This is a genomic window from Psychrobacter sp. T6-1 (genome assembly GCF_052258445.1).
In genome coordinates this window covers 1-3,379 of sequence record NZ_JBQQFC010000267.1, presented here as the reverse complement: position 1 = coordinate 3,379, position 3,379 = coordinate 1, and the positions used below count along the sequence as shown (strand labels likewise).

The 3,379-nt window shown below is 47.8% G+C and carries 3 protein-coding genes; all 3 read left to right on the top strand.

The window, feature by feature from the left end; all coding sequences use genetic code 11:
* A partial coding sequence (locus ACTXGO_RS11405) for an acyl-CoA dehydrogenase family protein (RefSeq protein ID WP_443574573.1) occupies positions 1–806 on the top strand: 806 nt, incomplete at its 5' end.
* 95 nt (positions 807–901) lie between these two features.
* Positions 902–2,110 (top strand): acetyl-CoA C-acetyltransferase, encoded by a 1,209-nt coding sequence (locus ACTXGO_RS11400; protein ID WP_435950932.1) that lies wholly within the window; start codon positions 902–904, stop codon positions 2,108–2,110.
* Between the two features lie 55 nt (positions 2,111–2,165).
* The coding region (locus ACTXGO_RS11395; protein WP_443574572.1) for an enoyl-CoA hydratase-related protein at positions 2,166–3,379 on the top strand (1,214 nt) is incomplete at its 3' end.

Below are 3,379 nucleotides of genomic sequence, written 5' to 3'. Positions count from 1 at the left end.
CAAAAATGGCAAGTGGCGAATACATCGCGGCTATCGCTATGACGGAACCGGGCACAGGCTCAGATTTGCAAGCGCTAAAGACTTATGCGGTAAAAGATGGCGACGACTATATTATCAATGGCTCAAAGACCTTTATTACTAATGGTCAGCATGCCAATTTGATTTTGGTGGCTTGCAAAACGGATCGTGATAAGGGCGCTCAAGGCGTCTCACTTATCGTCGTAGAGACAGAGGGGTTAGAAGGGTTTGAGCGTGGTCGCAACTTGGATAAGGTTGGTCTGTCATCGCAAGATACCTCAGAGCTTTCGTTTAGTAACGTGCGCGTCCCGCAAAAGAATCTGCTCGGTCCGATAGAGGGGATGGGGTTTATTCAAATGATGCAAGAGCTACCACGTGAGCGCTTGATTATTGCGCTGACAGGTATCGGCGCGATGAAGCTGGCTATCAATTTGACTTTGGATTATGTCAAAGAGCGCGAAGCCTTTGGCAAGCCGGTGTGGAAATTCCAAAATACTAAATTTAAGATGGCAGAGTGTTATGCCAATTATCTAGCTGCTCATAGTATGTGTGATCTAGCGATAGATGCCATTATGGAAAAAAGACTGTCGATTCCTCATGCCTCATTAATCAAATACTGGGTCACTGAAAAGCAGTGTGAAGTGATCGATGAATGTGTGCAATTATTCGGTGGTTATGGTTATATGAATGAGTACCCTATTGCGCGTCTATACGCTGATGCGCGGGTACAGAAAATATATGGCGGTACTAACGAGATTATGAAAGAGCTTGCGGCCCGCTTTATGTAGCCTGCTATAAAAAAATGTAGTTAAATTTTAAAAGAGTCTAGCTAGACATTTATTACCAATATTATTACTCATTTAAAAAGTGAAAAGGGATTTTTATGACTGAGACCGCTTATATCTATGACAGTATTCGTACCCCTCGTGGTAAAGGCAAAAAGGACGGCGCTTTATATCAAGCGTCGCCTACTTGGCTGGTTCGTGGTTTATTAAAGGAGATGGAGCAGCGTCATAACTTGGACACCAGTTTGGTAGATGACGTGGTGCTAGGCTGCGTCACCCCAGTCGGCGAGCAAGGCTCTGATATTGCTCGTACTGCCGTTCTTGACGCTGGTTGGGCGCGGGGCGTGGCAGGATTAACCTTGTCGCGATTTTGTGCATCAGGGCTTGAATCTATTAATCTAGCTGCAGCCAAAGTCATGTCAGGTATGGAGGATATGGTCGTCGCAGGCGGCGTTGAGTCCATGAGCCGCGTACCCATGGGCTCTGATGGTGGTTCTTGGTACATGGATCCACGTATCAATGACGCGACTGGCTTTGTACCGCAAGGCGTAGGTGCTGACACGATAGCTACGCTCAAAGGCTTTAGTCGTAGCGATGTTGATGCCTTTGCAACCGAGTCACATCGCCGCGCTGCCAATGCTTGGGAGCAAGGTTATTTTGATAAATCAGTCGTGCCCGTCACAGACATCAACGGCATGCTACTCTTAGATAAGGATGAGACCATTCGTCCCAATACCAGTGTTGAAACTTTGGCAGGGCTAAATCCTTCTTTCGCTATGCCCGGTCAGATGGGTTTTGATAGCGTCATCTTGGATAAATACACGACTATCGAGAAGGTAAATCACGTCCATCACGCGGGTAATTCCTCAGGTATCGTTGATGGTGCGGCGCTTTGCCTAGTCGGTAGTGCTGCTGCTGGTAAAAAGGCAGGACTCAAACCGCGCGCCAAAATCACCATGGCCTCAGTCATAGGTTCAGAGCCCTCTATCATGCTAACGGGCCCCACGCCTGCCTGCCAAAAAGCGCTAGATAAGGCGGGCATGCAAGCTTCAGACATTGATCTATGGGAGATTAACGAAGCGTTTGCTGCGGTACCTATGAATACCGCTCATGACCTTGGTATCTCGCTTGATATCGTCAACGTCAATGGCGGCGCTATCGCCATGGGACACCCGCTAGGGGCTACTGGCGCTATGCTCATGACTACGGTGCTAGATGAGCTTGAGCGCCGTGACCTCAAAACCGCTATGCTGACCTTGTGTGTTGGTGGTGGTATGGGTATTGCGACTATCATTGAGCGCGTATAACCTCTTTATTTACTACATGAAAATGATAACTTTGAGATCATTTAAAGGATAAAAAATGACGACAAATACAGCTACAGACAGCATAGATGCTATCAACACTCTCGCCAATTTTTCAGCGCAGCGTGATGACGATATCATTATCGTTGCTATCAATCAAAGCGCGCGAAAAATGAACGTTATCGGCGATGGTTTTACCGATGCTTTTGCTGCTATGACAGACAGCTTTATCAAGGATGAGTCAGCTAAAGGCCTCATTTTAACGTCAGCAAAAGACAGCTTCGTGGTTGGCGCGGATATCGATCAACTCTCAAACATTGAAACGGCTCAGCAAGCCTTTGATTTAGTCGAAGATCTAAAATCTAGCCTACGGAAACTTGAAACCTCAGGTAAACCGGTAGTCGCTGCTATGACGGGAACGGCATTAGGCGGCGGGCTTGAGCTGGCACTAGCTTGTCACTACCGTATAGCGATTGACTCTCCAAAAACCAAACTGGGTCTGCCAGAGGTTAAGCTAGGTCTACTTCCGGGCGGCGGCGGCACTCAGCGCCTGCCAAGGCTCGTCGGTATTCAAAAAGCGCTTGAGCTGATGACGCAAGGGGTCGAGCTTCGGGCTAAAGCGGCCTTAGATATCGGTCTTATTGATGCAACAGCTACTGATTTCGATGATATGTTGGCGCAAGCTAAAGACTGGATCAAAGCCAATCCGAAAGCGCAGCAACCTTGGGATAAAAAATGCTTTAAAATCCCTGGTGGCAACAGCATGCACCCTAAAGTGGTGCAAATGTTCTCAATCGCACCTGCCATGGCTAATCAAAAGTCGCATGGCAACTATCCTGCGATCACCCATATCATGTCTAGCGTCTTTGAAGGCTGCATCGTCGATATCGATACTGGTCTTGAGCTTGAGTCGCGTTTCTTCGCCGCTTGTGTGTTATCGCCCGAATCTAGAAACATGATCAACACCCTTTGGACGCAGCTTAATAGCATCAAAAAAGGCCAGTCGCGTCCTGATGGTATTGAGCGCTACAAGACCAAGAAAGTAGGCATCTTAGGCGCAGGTATGATGGGCGCAGGTATCGCCTATGTCAGTGCTAAGGCGGGACTAGATGTGGTATTACTCGATACCGAATTGGCAGGTGCCGAAAAAGGCAAAGCCTACTCTACTAAGTTGCTAGACAAGGCCATCAGCCGTAAGCGCTCAACTGAGGATAAGAAGCAAGCGCTACTTAATCGTATTCACCCGACCGTCTCTTATGACGATTTAGCAGA

Excerpts from the sequence above, each read along its gene's own strand:
- ACTXGO_RS11400 (WP_435950932.1), top strand. The coding sequence starts at position 902 with ATGACTGAGACCGCTTATATCTATGACAGTATTCGTACCCCTCGTGGT.